The sequence below is a fragment of the Pacificispira sp. genome, assembly GCF_965228185.1.
In the GTDB taxonomy this organism is placed as follows: Bacteria; Pseudomonadota; Alphaproteobacteria; order UBA8366; family Aestuariispiraceae; genus Pacificispira.
The window spans coordinates 430473-445848 of the sequence record NZ_CBDDHE010000002.1 but is presented as its reverse complement, the minus strand read 5'-3'; the positions used below and the strand labels follow the sequence as shown (position 1 = coordinate 445848).

12 protein-coding genes are annotated in these 15376 nt (G+C 62.7%); 11 read left to right on the top strand and 1 reads right to left on the bottom strand.

Going from position 1 to position 15376, the window contains the following annotated elements; all coding sequences use genetic code 11:
- The first annotated feature begins 3 nt into the window (after window positions 1–3).
- Together ACO06O_RS02085 and ACO06O_RS02080 are read left to right on the top strand one after the other, a co-directional pair.
- Window positions 4–900: a phosphotransferase gene (locus ACO06O_RS02085; RefSeq protein ID WP_421875773.1), complete on the top strand. Its 897-nt coding sequence runs from the start codon at window positions 4–6 to the stop codon at window positions 898–900.
- Window positions 897–3347 (top strand): GcvT family protein, encoded by a 2451-nt coding sequence (locus ACO06O_RS02080; protein WP_421875771.1) that lies wholly within the window; start codon window positions 897–899, stop codon window positions 3345–3347. Before ACO06O_RS02085 ends, ACO06O_RS02080 begins: the two co-directional genes overlap by 4 nt.
- A gap of 34 nt (window positions 3348–3381) precedes the next feature.
- On the opposite strand, the gene ACO06O_RS02075 is transcribed toward ACO06O_RS02080, so the two are convergent.
- Window positions 3382–4287 carry a LysR family transcriptional regulator gene (locus ACO06O_RS02075; RefSeq protein WP_421875769.1) on the bottom strand — a complete coding sequence of 302 codons (906 nt, stop codon included), beginning with the start codon at window positions 4285–4287 and terminating at the stop codon, window positions 3382–3384.
- Window positions 4288–4427: 140 nt separating this feature from the next.
- Between ACO06O_RS02075 and ACO06O_RS02070 the strand changes: the two genes are divergently transcribed.
- From ACO06O_RS02070 to ACO06O_RS02030, 9 genes are all read left to right on the top strand, one after another.
- Window positions 4428–5489 carry an ABC transporter substrate-binding protein gene (locus tag ACO06O_RS02070; protein ID WP_421875767.1) on the top strand — a complete coding sequence of 354 codons (1062 nt, stop codon included), beginning with the start codon at window positions 4428–4430 and terminating at the stop codon, window positions 5487–5489.
- On the top strand, window positions 5486–6385 hold the full coding sequence (locus ACO06O_RS02065) for an ABC transporter permease (protein WP_421875765.1): 900 nt from the start codon (window positions 5486–5488) through the stop codon (window positions 6383–6385). Before ACO06O_RS02070 ends, ACO06O_RS02065 begins: the two co-directional genes overlap by 4 nt.
- A gap of 3 nt (window positions 6386–6388) precedes the next feature.
- Window positions 6389–7213 carry an ABC transporter permease gene (locus ACO06O_RS02060; protein WP_421875763.1) on the top strand — a complete coding sequence of 275 codons (825 nt, stop codon included), beginning with the start codon at window positions 6389–6391 and terminating at the stop codon, window positions 7211–7213.
- A 12-nt stretch (window positions 7214–7225) separates the two neighbouring features.
- Entirely contained in the window at window positions 7226–8293 is a 1068-nt protein-coding gene (locus tag ACO06O_RS02055) for an ABC transporter ATP-binding protein (RefSeq protein WP_421875762.1), read from the top strand.
- A gap of 92 nt (window positions 8294–8385) precedes the next feature.
- A complete protein-coding gene (locus ACO06O_RS02050; protein WP_421875761.1) occupies window positions 8386–11796 on the top strand; it encodes a molybdopterin-dependent oxidoreductase in 3411 nt (1136 codons plus the stop codon).
- A gap of 381 nt (window positions 11797–12177) precedes the next feature.
- Window positions 12178–12807 carry a GntR family transcriptional regulator gene (locus tag ACO06O_RS02045; protein WP_421875760.1) on the top strand — a complete coding sequence of 210 codons (630 nt, stop codon included), beginning with the start codon at window positions 12178–12180 and terminating at the stop codon, window positions 12805–12807.
- 112 nt (window positions 12808–12919) lie between these two features.
- Window positions 12920–13681: an SDR family oxidoreductase gene (locus tag ACO06O_RS02040; RefSeq protein WP_421875759.1), complete on the top strand. Its 762-nt coding sequence runs from the start codon at window positions 12920–12922 to the stop codon at window positions 13679–13681.
- 29 nt (window positions 13682–13710) lie between these two features.
- The gene (locus tag ACO06O_RS02035; protein WP_421875757.1) at window positions 13711–15027 is read left to right on the top strand and encodes a (Fe-S)-binding protein; all 1317 of its coding nucleotides are present in this window, start codon (window positions 13711–13713) and stop codon (window positions 15025–15027) included.
- A gap of 22 nt (window positions 15028–15049) precedes the next feature.
- On the top strand, window positions 15050–15373 hold the full coding sequence (locus ACO06O_RS02030) for a 2Fe-2S iron-sulfur cluster-binding protein (RefSeq protein WP_421875755.1): 324 nt from the start codon (window positions 15050–15052) through the stop codon (window positions 15371–15373).
- The last annotated feature ends 3 nt before the right edge of the window (window positions 15374–15376 follow it).

Here is a 15376-nt window from a genome sequence, read left to right as displayed (position 1 = left end):
AGCATGACCGATGCCTTGACCAAGGCCAGCCGACTGTCCTTCTGGACCGGACCCGTCGATCCCCAGCCTCTCGGAGGCGGGATCACCAATGTCAATTTCGTGGTGGAGGATGCCGGGCGGAAATACGTCGTACGGGTCGGTAACGACATTCCGGTTCACCAGGTGATGCGGTTCAACGAACTGGCCGCCAGCCGCGCCGCGGAAGCGATCGGTTTGTCGCCGGCCCTGCGGCATTACGAACCCGGTGCCCTTGTGATCGATTTCGTCGAAGGGCGTACGCTGACGGAGGAGGAAGTTCGGAACCCGGCGACCCTGTCCCGCATCGTGCCGCTGATCCGGCGCTGCCATCAGGAGATGCCGGCGGCCGTGCGCGGCCCGGTCCTCATGTTCTGGGTCTTCCATGTCATTCGCGATTATGCCGCCACCCTGCGCGACGGCGGCAGCCGCCATACCGACAAGCTGGACGATCTGCTGCGTACGTCCGCGGATCTTGAGCGCGCCGTGGGGCCGGTCGATGTGGTGTTCGGCCACAACGATCTGCTGTGCGGCAACTTCATCGACGACGGCGACCGGATCTGGCTGATCGACTGGGACTATGCGGGGTTCAACAGCCCGCTGTTCGATCTCGGCGGCCTTGCCTCCAACAACGGTATTGAGGGCGAGCAGGAAAGGGAGCTCCTGCGGCTCTATTTCGGGGAGGACCCGACGCCGGATCTGTGCCGCCGGTACGAGGCGATGAAATGCGCCTCCCTGTTGCGCGAGACCATGTGGAGCATGGTCTCCGAAATACATTCGGAAATCGACTTCGACTATTCCGCCTACACCTCAGAGAACCTTTCGCGGCTCAACGCCGCCCTGGCGACCTTCCGGTCGGTTCAAGTTCAAGGAAAACAGAAATGACGGGACTTCCTCAATCCGCGCGGACGGTCATTATCGGCGGTGGCATTGTCGGCTGTTCGACGGCCTATCACCTGGGCAAGCTCGGCTGGACGGACACGGTGCTGCTGGAGCGTCACAAGCTGACCTCCGGCACGACATTCCATGCGGCCGGACTGGTCGGCCAGCTGCGCTCCAACGCCAACATCACCCAGTTGCTGGGCAATTCCGTCGATCTGTACAACCGGCTGGAGGCGGAGACCGGCCTGTCGACCGGCTGGAAGATGAATGGCGGGCTGCGCCTGGCCTGTAACGAGGAGCGCTGGACCGAGGTCAAGCGGCAGGCGACGACCGCGCGGTCCTTCGGCCTGGAAATGCATCTGCTGACCCCGAAGGAAGCGCAGGACCTCTGGCCGTTGATGAATGTCGACGATGTTGTCGGCGCTGCCTATCTGCCGACCGACGGACAGGCGAACCCGTCGGATATCACCCAGGCCCTGGCGCGCGGCGCGCGGAGCGCTGGGGTAACCATCGTCGAGGATGTCGGCGTCAATGCCATTGTCGTCGAGGATGGCCGCATCACAGGTGTGGAGACCAGCGCCGGCCGGATAGCCTGCGAAAAGGTGATCTGCTGTGCCGGGCAATGGACCCGCACTCTTGCGGCGAGTGTCGGCGTCAACGTGCCGCTGGTTTCGGTCGAGCATCAGTACATGGTCACCGAACGGATCGACGGCGTTGCGTCCGACATGCCGACGCTGCGCGATCCGGATCGACTGACCTATTACAAGGAAGAAGTCGGCGGCCTGGTGATGGGCGGCTATGAACCCAATCCGATCCCCTGGGCGGTCGATGGGATTCCCGATGGCTTCCACTATTCGCTGCTCGATTCGAACTTCGATCATTTCGAACAGCTGATGGAACTGGCGCTGGGTCGCGTGCCGGCCTTGGAAACAGCCGGTGTGAAACAGCTGCTGAACGGACCGGAAAGCTTTACCCCGGACGGCAACTTCATCCTGGGGGAGGCGCCGGAACTGCGGAACTTCTATGTCGGGGCAGGCTTCAACGCCTTCGGCATCGCCGCGGGCGGGGGCGCCGGCCAGGCCCTTGCGGAATGGGTCCATGCCGGGGAGCCGCCCTATGACCTGTGGCCGGTCGATATTCGGCGGTTCGGCCGTCCGCATTTCGACACGGACTGGGTGCGCACCCGCACGCTGGAGGCCTATGGCAAGCACTACACGATCGCCTGGCCGTCGGAAGAACACGATAGCGGCCGACCGTGCCGCCGGTCGCCGCTCTATGACATTCTTCAGAAAGACGGTGTCTGTTTCGGCGAAAAACTGGGATGGGAACGGCCGAACTGGTATGCCGACCTGGATGCGGGAGAGACCCCGAAGGACGAATACAGCTTTCAGCGCCCCAACTGGTTCGACGCCGTCGGCCGGGAGCACAAGGCCGCGCGGGAAGATGCGGTCCTGTTCGACCAGACAAGCTTTGCCAAATTCGAACTGAAGGGGCCCGACGCCGGTTGCGCCCTGGACTGGATCTGTGCCAACCGCATCGACAAGCCGGTCGGGTCGCTGACCTACACGCAGATGCTGAACGACCATGGCGGCATCGAATGCGACCTGACGATCGCCCGTACCGGGACCGACAGCTACTACATCGTCACGGGGACCGGATTTGCCACGCATGACTTCGACTGGATCAACCGCAACATCCCCGTCGGGGCCAATGCGCAATTGTTCGACATCACGTCGTCCAACGCAGTCCTGTCGCTGATGGGGCCGCGCGCCCGCGACATTCTCGCGGCCGTGACCCGGGACGATGTGTCGAACGACGGGTTCAAGTTCGGGACCGCAAAGCGGATCGGCATTGCCGGCTGTCCCGTTCTCGCTCTGCGCGTCACCTATGTCGGCGAACTGGGCTGGGAACTGCATATGCCGGTCGAGTATGCGGTGTCGGTCTATCAGGCGCTGCACGCGGCCGGCCGCGCCCACGGTCTTCGCAATGCCGGTTACCGCGCCATCGAAACCCTGCGCCTGGAAAAGGGATATCGCGCCTGGGGCAGCGATATCGGGCCGGACCACACGCCCGTCGAGGCCGGTCTGGGATGGGCGGTGAAGCTCAAGTCGAACATTGATTTCCGGGGACGCGCCGCCATCGAGGCGCAAAGGCGGGAGGGCGTCCGCAAGAGACTGGCCTGTTTCACGGTCGATGATCCTGTGATTACCCTTCTGGGACGGGAGACAATACTGCGCAACGGGGAGCGGGTCGGCTGGCTGACCAGCGCCGGCTATGGCCATACGGTGGGGTGCTCGATCGGCTACGGATATGTCCGCAACAAGGGCGGCGTGGATCAGGATTTCCTGAAATCCGGCGAGTACGAACTGGAGGTCGCGGCCCAGAAGGTCCCGGCCAAGCTTCACCTCAAACCGCTCTATGATCCGGACATGGCCAAGGTGAAAGCATAGCAGCTATGGTGGCCTGGAAAGAGCCGAGGTCCGGCTACCAGGCGTCCGATGTCTCGGATTTCAGGAAAGACAGGAACGTCTCTTGCGGCGGTGTGTGGTCGGCTGTCTTCAGCCAGGCGATGCCGACATCGGAACTGGGCGGCTGCTCGACGATATCGCGTTTCACGATACGGCGGCCTTCCAGCGACAGCGACCGATAGACCATGTCGGACAGGATGGCGATGCCCAGATCGTTCGCAATCATGCTGCGCAGCGCCTCAAGATAGTGGGTTTTGAACAGGATCCGGGGCTTGAAATTATACTTGTCCCAATAGCGCCGGATCATCGGTTCGTGGTCGTCCATGGTGGGGACGATGTAATCCAGTTCCTGTAGGTCCTTCAGCGATATTTCCTCGCGATTGGCCAGCGGATTGCGGCTGGATACCCAAAGGCGGCGGGGCGACCGGATCAGTTCTTCGTAATGGAAGCTGTCCGACTGCTGAATGTTCGACGTCAGCATCATGGCCATGTCGAAGGTGCCGTCCTTCAAACCGGTTTCCATGTCGGCATATTCGACCTCGGTCACTTCCAATGTGATGCCCGGAAACTCGCGGTTCATCTTCCGCCACACCGGCGGGAAGACATAGGCGGCGATCGTGCCCGTCACGGCCAGCCGGATCGACCCGGAAACATCGCTCGGCTGCGCCGGGTCCGGTTCGACCGCGTCCTCGACCGTGCGCAGGATCGCATGGCAATGCCGCAGGAATTTTTCGCCCTGGGCCGTCAACTGCATGCCGCGGGACTGCCGCACGAACAGCTTGTATCCCAGCGTGTTTTCCAGCGCGGTGATGGCAAGAGTGATGGACGATTGCGTGATGTTGCAGAGTTCCGCGGCGCGCGAAACCTGACCGCTTTCCGCCGTCGCGACGAAATAGCGAATCTGTCGCAGGGTCAGTTCCATTGATTAAACCAATATCGCAATTTTAATTTTAAAAATAGCAATACCGGAAATGTGAATCAATAGTGACACCGAGAACAGGGGGCACGCCTCATCGAGGCGCTTCCAGACGCAGAAAACGACCAATAAATGGTGTCAGACCGATGAAAAATCATGATGTTTTGAACTTTTCCATGGGACGCAGGAGTTTCCTTCTGGCGGGTGGCGCTGCCCTGACGGCCGGGATGATGCCGTCCGCAACGCGCGCTCAATCGGGGCCGCTCGTGGTCTCCAACTGGGGCGGGTCCTGGAACGACTACATGGTCGATTCCTTCGAGAAACAGGCATTCGAAGGCACCGGTGTGGATCTGATCAAGGATCTGGCCCCGGTGTCGGAGCGGAAGACGCGGCTTCTCGCGGAACGCCGACTGCCCCGCAGTTCCGTGGACCTGACCTGGCTCAGCGACAGCGACGCGTTCGAAATGTATCAACAGGACGTTCTGGAGGAGTTGGATTTCGACCGCATGCCCAACGCCGCCCAACTTCTGCCGTCCCTGAAACAGTCCTACTACGTGCCGGCGATCTATGGCGGGGTGGTGATCCTCTACAATCCCAACAAGATCAAGACGCCGCCGACCAGCTTCGCCGATCTCTGGGACCCGAAATACAAGGGCCGGGTCGGTCTCTACGATCAGATCTACTTCAACTACATCTACGCGGCTTCCCTGGTTGCCGGCGGTACGCTGGGCAATGTCGAACCCGCCTTCGACAAGCTGATGGAGATGAAGGAGGCGATCCAGCCCCGCCTCTATCCGTCGCATGATGCGCTGGCCGCCGGTTTCGAGAATGACGAGATCGATATTTCCGCCAATTACAGCGCCCGGGCGCTGCTGTGGAAGAACAACGGCCTGCCCATCGACATGGCGTATCCGAAAGAAGGTGCGGTGGCGATCGCCTTTGGCGTCGGCATGCCGAAAAAGGCCAAGAACAAGGACGCGGCCTATGACTATCTGAACGCGATGCTGGCGCCGCAATCCATGGCCGGTGTCGCACGCAAGACCTTCTACTCGGTTGCCACCTCCAACGCGGATTTGAGCGCTGAGGAGAAGGCGTCCCTTGAGTTCACCCCGGCCCAGCAGGAAGCGCTGCATTTCGTCGACTACCCCTATGCGGCGGAAAACGATGCGGCCTGGCTGGAATGGTGGAACAAGGAGTTCAAGGGGTGACTTCGGTCAGTACCATGGCGATGCCGTCGGGTTCCCGGACCCGGCGGCACGTCAAACTTCCCTTCGGCGCATTGCCGATCCCCAGCCTGTTGCTTGTCGCCTTCGGCCTGATCCTGCCCCTGCTGCTGATGGCGCGGTACAGCCTGGCCGTCTACAATCCCGCCGACATCGTCGCCGAAGGCCTGACCCTGGAGAATTACCTGAAATTCTTCACGGACCCGTTCTATCGCGAGGTCCTGGGCCGGACCGTCTGGGTCGCCGCGCTGACGACCTTGTTCTGTCTGGTTCTGGGAATCCCGGCGGCCTATGTCATATCCCGCACAAAGTCCCCGGTATTGCGGACCGTGTTGATCCTCGGATCCATCATACCGCTGCTGATGGGAAACGCCGTGCGGGTCGCCGGCTGGATGGTGTTGCTGGCGGATCGCGGCTTGGTCAACGAGACCTTGCTGGTCCTCAACGTCGTCGATGCGCCGGTGCGCATCATGTATACGCTGACGGCGGTTCTGCTCAGCCTCGTTGCGGTCCTTCTGCCCTTTATGATCATCACGCTGCAAAGCGTTTTCGACAGGATCGACGGGGCCTATGAAGAGGCGGCCGCGACGCTCGGCGCCCCGCCCTGGACCGCGTTCTTCCGGATCTTCGTGCCGCTGTCGATGCCCGGCATCTTTTCCGGCGGCCTGCTGGTTTTCATTCTCAGCATGAATGCCTATGCCAGCCCGGTCCTTCTCGGCGGCCCCACTTTCCACATGATGGCGCCGATGGTCTACGAACAGGCGGTCAAGGTCTTCAACTGGCCGTTCGCTGCCAGCCTCGCCTTCGTTCTGATGTTTGCGACCCTGGTTCTGACCGTCGTCTCCAGCGTGGTGCTGCAGAAGAAATACGGGAGGATGTGAGCGATGACCTTCCTGACACGATCGGGGGACAAGATCTTCCGCACCGCCATCATCGGCCTCGCCGCGCTCGCCTTCCTGGAACTGATCGTGCCTCTGGCGTCGGTTATCTGGGTCAGCTTCTTCGAAAACAAGATCATCAACTTCCCCCCCAAAGGCTATACCTTGGACTGGTATGCCAATGCCTGGAACATGCCCCGGTTCCGGGAAGGCTTCCTGATGAGCCTCAAGGTCGGCTTCGTCGCGACGATGGTCAGCATGCTTGTCGGCGTGCCCGCAGCCATCTTCCTGGCGCGGACGCAGTTCTGGGGTCGGGAGATGATCCAGACCATCCTGCTGGGCCCGTTGATCGTCCCCGGCATCGTCGCGGGCAGTGCCCTGTTCATGTTCCTGATCGGGTTCGAGGTCGCGACCGGGGTGCAGGTCGCCCAGACATTCGCCGGCCTGTGCCTCGCGCACAGCCTGATTGCGCTGCCCTGGACGATCCGGCTGGTCACCGCCTCGCTGGTCGGGATGGACCGTCAGGTGGAGGAGGCGGCGCTGACGCTGGGGGCCCGTCCGTTCACCGTGTTCCGGCGGATCACACTGCCCGCGATCCGGCCCGGCATCTTTGCGGGCGGGCTATTCGCCTTCGTGATCTCCTTCGTCGACCTGGAGAAGTCCCTGTTTCTCGTGGGGCCCGGGTCGACGACGCTGCCGATCGCGATCATCAATTATCTGGAATGGAGCATCGATCCGACCATTGCCGCGGTCGCCACCGTGCAGATCGCCGCCATCACGCTGGTGATGGTCGTAACCGACCGCTTCTTCAAACTGACCCGCGCCTTCTGAGGATTTCCGACCATGTCTAGCATCACCCTCACCAAAGTGACCAAACGCTATGGCTCCCTTGTCACTGTCGACGCTCTGGATCTGGAAATCGATCAGGGCGAGTTTCTGGCCTTCCTCGGCCCATCGGGCTGCGGCAAGACGACGACGCTGCGGATGATCGCTGGGCTGACCATCCCGGATGGCGGCAGCATTCATTTCGGCAATCGCGAGGTGACGGACCTGCCGCCTTATCTGCGCAATGCCGGACTGGTCTTTCAGGGTTACGCCCTGTTTCCGCATATGACCGTCGCCGAAAACATCGCTTTCGGGCTTGAGATGCGCAAGGTCGACAAGCGGGACATCGAACCCCGCGTGACCGAGGCCCTGCGGCTGGTGCGGATGGATCATTTGGCGGACCGCCTGCCGCGGCAAATGTCCGGCGGACAGCAGCAGCGCGTCGCGCTCGCGCGGGCCATCGTCTACCGGCCCGATGCGTTGTTGCTGGACGAACCCCTGTCCGCGCTGGACGCCAAATTGCGTCACGAGGTGCGGACGGAATTGCGGGCGCTGCAGAAGGACCTGGGACTGACGACGGTCTTCGTGACCCATGACCAGGACGAGGCGATCAGCGTTGCGGACCGGATTGTCGTCATGTCGAACGGACGCATCGAACAGATCGGAACGCCGGATGGGATCTATGAACGTCCCGCCAATCGTTTCGTGGCGGAATTCATCGGCACGTCCAACTTCCTGGCCGGGTCGATGGACGGAAAGGACCGGTTCAAGCTGGCCAGCGGGGAAGTGATCGGTTTCGGCCATGTCGGCGCCGGATCGGAGAAATCGACGGTTTCGATCCGTCCGGAGCAGATCCGATTGCGTGCCCCCTCTGCGAAACCGATGGCGGGCGTGTCGGGCAACGAAATCGGTGCCACCGTCGAAAGCATCATCTATCGGGGCAATATGACCGAAATCGTGGTCGGTGCCGGTGCGCAACGCCTGACGGTGCATCAACAGAACGGGTTCGGACGAGGCGCGCCGGAATTTGAACCTGGGCAGGCGGTTGTTTTGGAATGGTCGCCGGACGCGGCTGTTCTACTCTGACTGACAGTACGATAATGGGCCTGCCGGCCCCATGCCGACGGTAACCCGAAGACCGTCGGAACCATTTCGACCGACTCCAGACAGGAGGAAGCATGACCAGTTCGACAATTGACCTCGGGGCGGAAGCGCCGCGGGATGCCGGAGAAGTTCCCGGCTTCTGCACCTTATGCCGGTCGCGTTGCGGTACCCTGAACCGGGTCGAGGATGGTCGTCTTGTCTCTGTGCGCCCCTATCCCGGTCACCCGACCGGAAAGGCCGTCTGCCCGAAAGGCCGTGCCGCGCCGGAACTCGTCCACAGTGCGCGCCGACTGACCAAACCCCTGCGCCGGACCCGGCCGAAAGGCGATGCGGATCCGGGTTTCGTCGAAATCGAATGGGATGAAGCGCTGGACGCCATCGCCGGCACGCTGAAGCAGATCGCGTCGGAAACCGGGCCCGAATCCGTCGCATTCTCGTTCTCCTCCCCCAGTGCGACCTCGATTTCCGACGCGTTACCCTGGCTGGAACGGTTCGTTTGGAACTTCGGCAGCCCGAATATCAGCTGGGCGACGGAACTGTGTAACTGGCACAAGGACCATATGCACAAGCTGACCGTCGGTACGGGTCTGCCGGTGCCGGATTACGGGAACAGCGATCTGATTGTGCTCTGGGGGCACAATCCCGAGGCCGTATGGCTGGCCCAGGCCGATGTCATATCGCGTGCCCTGCGCGACGGTGCGGATCTGGTGACCGTCGATCCCAGGAAGACCGGCACCGGCGCCAAGGCGGCGCAATGGCTGCGCGTCCGCCCCGGAACCGATGGGGCCCTGGCCCTCGCATTGATCCGGGAATTGATCGAAACCGAAGGGTTCGATGCGGATTTCGTGCGGCAATGGTCGAATGCCCCATTCCTGGTGCGGGACGACAGTGGCGAGATGCTGCGCGCCGCGGATGTCGGATTGTCGCCGGAAGAGGCATTCGTCGCATTCGATGCCAGAACGAAAACGCTGGTTGCCTTGGACACCCGCGTAAGGCCGCCCGCCGATCTGTGCGCGGCCCTGGCGCTGGATCACACCGGGACGGCCGAATTGCAGGACGGCTCTCAGGTCTCATACCGCACCGCATTTTCCCATCTGCGGAAGGCGGCGGCGCGGTATACGCCCGAATACGCGGCCGAGATATGCTGGCTGGAGCCGGAGGCCATCCGGCAGTTCGCCCGGCGCATCTGCGCGGCAAAGCGCATCAGCTACTATTGCTGGACCGGCGTCGGGCAGCACGGCAACGCGACACAGACGGACCGCGCCATCGCCTGTCTTTTCGCCCTGACCGGACAGTATGACACCCCGGGCGGCAATGTGGCCTGGCCTGCCATGCCGATGCGCCCGATCAGCGCCTATTCCATGCTGGACCCCGACCAGGCGGCGAAGGCCCTGGGGCTGGCGGAGCGGCCGCTCGGCCCCGGAAGCGGTGGCTGGGTCACCGGGGCGGAACTTTACCGCGCCATCCTGGAAGCGAAGCCGTATCGCATACGCGCCCTGGTCAGCTTCGGCAGCAATGTCCTGTCGTCGCAGCCCGACCCGGATGCCGGAAAGGCAGCGCTCAAAAGTCTGGAACTGCAGGTCCATTGCGACATGTTCCTGAACCCCAGTGCGATGTTCGCCGATATCGTGCTGCCCGTCACCAGCGCGTGGGAGCGGGAAGGGTTGCGGCCCGGTTTCGAGTTGTCGCTGTCGGCGCAGCAATTGCTGCAACTCCGTCCGGCCATGGTCGCGCCGAGAGGGGAGGCCCGGTCCGACTTCGATATCGCCGCCGCGCTGGCCGAACGCTTGGGGTTCGGTGGCCAGTTCGCCCATGGGGATTGGGATGCCGCCCATGACGAGATCCTGGAACCGCTCGGCGTAACCACGGCGACGCTGCGGGAAAACCCGGAAGGCGTGACCGTCCCGCTGCAGCACGGCTATCGGGCCTATGGTGCGGACAATGGCGATGGCGGGGTGAAGGGATTCAATACGCCCTCGCGGCGGGTCGAACTCTATTCCAGCCTGCTGCAGCAGCACGGCTATGCCCCGGTGCCGGACTATGTTGCACCCGAATCGACGGACGACCGCCATCCTCTGGTCCTGACCACCGCGAAGAATGGATATTACTGCCACACCCAGCATCGCGGACTTTCCACGCTGCGGCGGAAATCGGTAAAGCCGCGGATCGATATCCATCCCGATACGGCCAGGGCGCGCGGGATCGCGGAATTTGAGCTGGTCGAGATTTTGCGCGGCGAGCGCCATGTGACGATGGAGGCGCGCTTCGATGCGGATCTGCATCCGGGCCTGGTCGTCGCGGAATACGGCTGGTGGCAATCCGCCCCGGATATCGGTGCCCCGGCCTATGAGATCGGCGGCGCAACGGATGCCAATTATAACTCCATCGTGCGCTCCGATTGTCTGGACCCGGTCAGCGGGGCGCCGGCGGTCCGGTCGCTGGTATGCGAGGTTCGGCCCGCCCGGTCCGAGCACGGCCGGCGCTGGAACGGATACCGGCGCCTGATCGTGACGGACAAGACGGTTGAGGCGCCGGGGGTCACCTCCCTCACTCTGGCGGACCGGGATGGGGGTGTCCTCGCGCCCTTCAAGGCGGGACAGTTCCTGCCCATGAGACTGCCGCCGAACGGGCAGGTTTCGCCGTCGCGCTCCTATTCCCTGATCGGCGCGCCCAGCACGGCGCCGACGGCATACCGGGTCGCGATCCGGCGGCTTGAGGACGGTCAGATGTCGGGCAGGATGAGCGACATATCGGTCGGGGAGGAATTGGAGGCCGGGTGCCCGGACGGCCATTTCACGCTGCCGTTCGAGAACGAGTTCCCGGTCGTATTGTTGGCGGCCGGGATCGGCATCACCCCTTTCATGAGCCTGCTGGAACAGCTTGCCGGCGGCGAGGGGCCGGAGATCCGGCTTTATTACGGATCGCGCGATGGCGATCATCACGCCTTCCGGGACCGGATCGCGGCACTAGCGGACGCGGTGCCGAATCTGACGGTTCGGAATTTCTACAGCCGTCCACTGCCCGGCGATACCGGGGACTTCACGCCCGGTCGCCTGACTTTGGAGCGGATCGATGCGGATCTCTTCGCCCGGCGGGCCCGGTTCTATATGTGCGGACCGGACGAGATGCTGACCGAGTTCCGGGCCGGGCTGCTGGCGCGCGGCGTGCCCGCCTTTGAGATTTTCCACGAGCGCTTCATCGCGCCGAAGCGCAGCACATCCGAAACCCTCAAGCCCTGCGACATCGTCTTCCGGCAACAGGGCACGACGGTCAGGTGGACGCCCCAGGATGGGTCCATCCTGGAGTTCGCGGAAAGCAAGGGGTTGTCTCTGCCAGCGGGCTGCAGGACCGGCCAATGCGAAAGCTGCTCCCTGCCGGTGGTCGCGGGAGAGGTCGGACACTTCGTCGAAATCGCAGAAGGCGAGCCGGATTCCTGCCTGGCATGCCAGGCCTTCCCCATATCGGATCTGGTGCTGGACGCCTGATAGGCTGGAAGGTCCCGGCTCCGGACGTGGATCCGGGACCTGAATCCGCACCTGGCGTATCCGGGCGTCGGGAGGGTATCAATTAATTGACATGTCAATTTGACATATAAAACTGCCATTGCTATTATTCGGTCGGAATGGAGGCGGAAGTGACTTCTCACGGTAATCGGATTTCCCGGAAAAGGACGGACGGCGCCTGGCCCGCCGCGCGATGCGACCGGCAAGGGGGCAAGACTGCGGATGGTCGACCCGGCATCCGGTTCCAGACGCGCGCTTGCCTGCTAACCCCTTGCGTCCGGGAGGACCGGGTCACTACATTGGGCGCCTCAACGGGCCAGAGAGAAGAGCCGGTCAAAGGTGGCCAAGATTTCGAAAACATCTGTGAAAGAACTCTCCGCGGTCGATCAGGCCTATTACGGCATTATCGATTTGGTGCTGAGCCGAGGCTTGCGTCCGGGAGAGCGGACATCGGTCTATCTTCTGGCGGACCGGCTGAAGATTGGCCGCACACCGGTCCGGGAAGCCATCAACCGATTGCAAAGCGAGGGGTTCCTCTCCGTCGCGGGCCGAAGCGGGACGGTCGTCAATCCGATCGAGCACGATCAGGCGCGTCAGTTGTTTGCCCTTCGGTCGACCTTGGAGACCTTTGCCGCGCAATACGCCGTGGAGAACGTGACCGACGCGGATCTGATGGATCTGTCACGGGGGGTCGAACGGCTGGGGGATGCGGGATCGTCTTCGGATTTCGTCCGGGCCAACACGGATTTCCATTCCGCGATCGTCGCTCTGGCGGGCAACCCGACCCTGAGCCGGTTCTATGCCCAGCTACAAATCCAGTTTCACGTCGTGTCCTATCTGGCGGAACGCGGGGCCAATCCGGCGGCGGCCGAGATCCGGCAGCGCGAGCATCAGGACATTCTGAACGCCCTGCGGTCGCGCGACGCCGTGGCGCTCGCAAAGGCGCTGCAGGCGCATATCCGCACCACGGAAATCGCCCTTCTGGGAAGCTGAACCGGGCCGTCCGCCCGATCATTGAGGCATCATCGCCGCGGTCCTTCCGGGCCGCCGGTCCTGCTGCGTCGTCCCATCGAACCCATCCGAACCATTATGCAAGGAGCATGGTATGCGCCTAAGGAACAAAACTGCCATCATCACGGGGGGCGGGTCGGGGATCGGACATGCCGCTGCGCTGCTCTTCGCAAGGGAGGGGGCGTCCGTCTGCATCGCCGATCGCAACCAGGCCGACGGTGAGCGGGTCGCGAAGGAGATCGAGGCCGCGGGCGGCAAGGCCTTTGCGACGGAAACCGATGTCTCGAACGAAGATCAGGTCGTCAACATGGTCGAACGGGCCCAGACGACCTGGGGGCGGATCGATGTCCTGGTCAACAATGCGGGATATGGCATCGGCGGGACGGTCGTCGACACGACGGCGGCCGACTGGAACGCGCTGATGGCGACGAATGTCAACGGCGTGTTCTTCGGCTGCAAGGCGGTGATCCCGATCATGGCAGCACAAGGCGGAGGTTCGATTATCAATACGGCGTCCGCTGCCTCTGTCGTCGGCATCTACAACCGGGCGGCCTATGTCGCCTCCAAAGGGGCGGTCGCGGCCTTGACCCGGGCGATGGCACTGGATCACGCAGATCAGAAAATTCGCGTGAACTGCATCGGCGCCGGGACCGTGGAGTCGCCCTATTACGACCGCCTGTTCGCGGAAAGCCCGGACCCGGAAAAGCTTCGCGCCCATCTGGAACAGCGCCAATTGTTCAACCGCCTCGGTCGTCCGGAAGAGATCGCCGCCGCCATGCTTTTCCTGGCCAGCGATGAATCGTCCTTCTGCACAGGTTCGACCCTTTTCGCGGATGGCGGCTGGACGGCCCGCTGAAGCGCGGGCCCGCCCAAAGGAGACCTTTCATGGAATTTGTAGACGCCCTTCGTGTTCGAATGGACGCGATGGCAGAGGCCTGTACGGCCTGTGGCAATTGTTTCACCGCCTGTCCGATGACCGGCGCCATCGGCATCGACGCGGCGGATCCCCCTGGCGTCCTGCACGGCATGATCGATCTGTTGCGCGGGGGCGACGGGACCGAGGAAGCCCGGAACTGGGCGGCGGCCTGTTCGAGCAGCGGCCTGTGTGCCGATGCCTGCGACTATGGCGTCGATCCGCGCATGCTCGTCCGATTGGCGAATTACGCCCGGATTCGGAAGCGCGACGGGGCGACGGTGAAGGCCAACGCCCTGAAGTCGTTCCGGTCCATGGCGAAGACGGTCCGGGTTGTGTCGCGCCTACAATTGCCGCAACAGGCCATTGACCGTCTGCAGCCGTCGCGCGCGGCGGCCGGCGAGCCCGAAGCGGCGGATCTGGTGCTGTTCACGGGGTGCAACATCCATAAGACCCCGCATATCCTGGTCCTGTGCCTGGATGTCCTGGAACGGATCGGCGCACGGTATCAGGTCGTCGGCGGGACGTCGGCCTGCTGCGGCATCAACCAGTTTCGCGCCGGCGATGGCGAGACTTCCGGGCGCGCCGGGTTGAGTACCCTGAACCAGATCCGGGAAATCGATGCGCCGGCAAAAGTATCCTGGTGTCCCAGCTGCCAGTCGCAGTTCGATGAGATCATCATTCCCAATTACGAGAAGATGACGCAGGATCGGTCTTTCCACCTGCAGCCGTTCTTCGAGTTTCTGGAAACGCGGCTCGATCAGCTTCGGCCGCATTTCAAACACCGTGTGAACAAGACCGTCGCCCTGAACGAACGGCCGGGCCTGCCCGGTGTTACGCGGGCGGTGAAGGCCATCCTGCGGGAGATCCCGGGTGTCGAATTGGTAGATCTGGATGTGCCGCGTGCCGGCCTGATGTCCAACTATCTGACGGTGACGCCTCGCTTCAAGGATGCTCTGCGCGAGAAGGAGTTCCAGGCAGCGGCGGATGCCGGCGTCACCACGTTGGCGACCGTGTTCCATGCCTGTCACCGCGAACTCTGCCATTTCGAAAAGGACGTTTCGTTCGAAATCGTCAACGTCATGGAAATCATCGGCGAGAGCATGGGGCTCCATGCCGAGGATATCTACAAGCGGATCAAGATGATGGAGGGCGTCGACCGGATGATCGACGAATGCCGCGATCTGATCGACGCCCATGGATTAGACCCCGATGAGGCCCGAGACATTCTGTTGGCGGACCAGATCGCGGCCAAACCGGTTCAGGGCGCCGCGATCGCAGGCGCCTGACCAGAAGGAAGGATTATCAGCCATGCCTAGCCTGACCTTTGTATCGCCGCAGGGCGTTCGCCGCGAAGTAACCGTTTCAGGCAATTCCTCCGCGATGAACGCGGCGCGCCTGAACGGAATCGGCGGGATCGAAGCCGAATGCGGCGGCGCGCTGTCCTGCGGGACCTGCCATGTCTATGTCGATGAAGCGGACATCGAAAAGCTTCCGCCGCCCAGTGACGAGGAAGGGGATATGCTGGACCTCGTCGCGGCCCCGCGAAAGGCGACCAGCCGGCTGTGCTGTCAGATCGAACTGTCCGACGAGATCGACAGCCTGATCCTGCACATCCCGGAAACGCAATTCTGATCG